Source organism: Nocardiopsis rhodophaea (assembly GCF_039530945.1).
Classification (GTDB): domain Bacteria; phylum Actinomycetota; class Actinomycetes; order Streptosporangiales; family Streptosporangiaceae; genus Nocardiopsis_C; species Nocardiopsis_C rhodophaea.
The window spans coordinates 1-1,309 of the sequence record NZ_BAAAPC010000049.1 but is presented as its reverse complement, the minus strand read 5'-3'; the positions used below and the strand labels follow the sequence as shown (position 1 = coordinate 1,309).

Here is a 1,309-nt window from a genome sequence, read left to right as displayed (position 1 = left end):
TGGAGTTGCTTCGGTTCGGTAGACGCCTGTGAGCTTGGGTTTTACGCGGCCTCTGCCAGGTCGGACAGACTGCTGTCGGCTGCTGCGGCGTGACGACGTTCATACTCGGCCGGACTGAGCTGGCCGTTGGCCGAATGCCTGCGCCACGGGTTGTAGAACCCCTCGATGTAGGAGAACACCTCCCGCTCGGCATCGGCCCGGGTGGCGAAGGTGGTGCGGTCGATCAGCTCGGTCTCTAGCGAGGCGAAGAAGCTCTCGGTGACGGCGTTGTCGAAGCACGACCCACTGCGCCCGGTCGACGGCGCGATTCCCGCCTCGGCGCAGCGGCGGCCGAAGGCCAGACTCGTGTACTGCGAGCCCTTGTCGGAGTGATGGATGAGCCCCGGGCCGGGGCGGCGGGCGGCCACCGCCATGCCCAGCGCGTCGCACACCAGCTCGGCGCGCATGTGGCCGGTCATCGCCCACCCGACGATGCGCCGGGAGAACAGGTCCATCACCACCGCCAGGTAGAGCCATCCCTGGGCGGTGGGCACGTAGGTGATGTCGGCGGTCCACTTCTCGTTGGGGGCATCGGCGGTGAAGTCGCGGCCGATGAGGTCGGGCGGCGCGGTGGCCATCGCGTCCTGGCGGGTCAGGCCCTTGCGGCCGGTGCGGCGGTGCACGCCCGCCAGGCCCTCGCGGCGCATGAGCCGGGTGATGCGGTTGCGTCCGGCGCGGATGCTGTCGATCTCGCGCAGGTCGGCCTGGATCCTGGGGGCGCCGTAGGTGCCGCGGGAATCCTTGTGGTGGTGGCGGATCCGCTCGGTGAGCGCGGCGTCGGAGCGCTCTCGCGGTCCGGGGCCGTGCTGGGTTCGGTTCTGGTGTTTGTAGTAGCCCTGCCGCGACACACCCAGCAGCCGGGACATCAGGGAGACGGAGTGGCGTGTCTTTTCCTCGTCGATCAGCCGGAACATCACCTGCTGGTCTCCCGGACGAAGAAAGCCGTGGCCTTGCGGAGGATCTCGCGCTCCTCGCGCAGCTGCTTGTTCTCGCGGCGCAGGCGGGCGAGTTCTTCCTTCTCGTCGCTGGTCAGGCCGGGGCGCTGGCCGGCGTCGGTCTGGGCCTGGGCGACCCAGGTGCGGATGGTCTGGGCGCTGGGCTCGAACTCGCGGGCGAGGTCTTCGGGGGTGCGGCCGGAGCGGGCCAGCGAGATGATCTGCTCGCGGTACTCCGGCGGGTAGGCGGGTCGGGTCTTGGGCACGTTGATCTCCTCGTTCAGTGACAAAGTATCCGAAAGCGGACACCTGTCCACCGAACCGAAGCAACATCA

Annotated in this window: 1 protein-coding gene; it reads right to left on the bottom strand. The window is 68.9% G+C overall.

The features are described from left to right. Positions 1 to 41: 41 nt before the first annotated feature. A protein-coding gene (locus ABD259_RS25585; RefSeq protein WP_344109752.1) for an IS3 family transposase occupies positions 42 to 1,240 on the bottom strand; the annotation gives its coding sequence in 2 pieces (ribosomal slippage) (positions 42 to 985 and positions 985 to 1,240; 1,200 coding nt in all). Between the last annotated feature and the right edge of the window lie 69 nt (positions 1,241 to 1,309).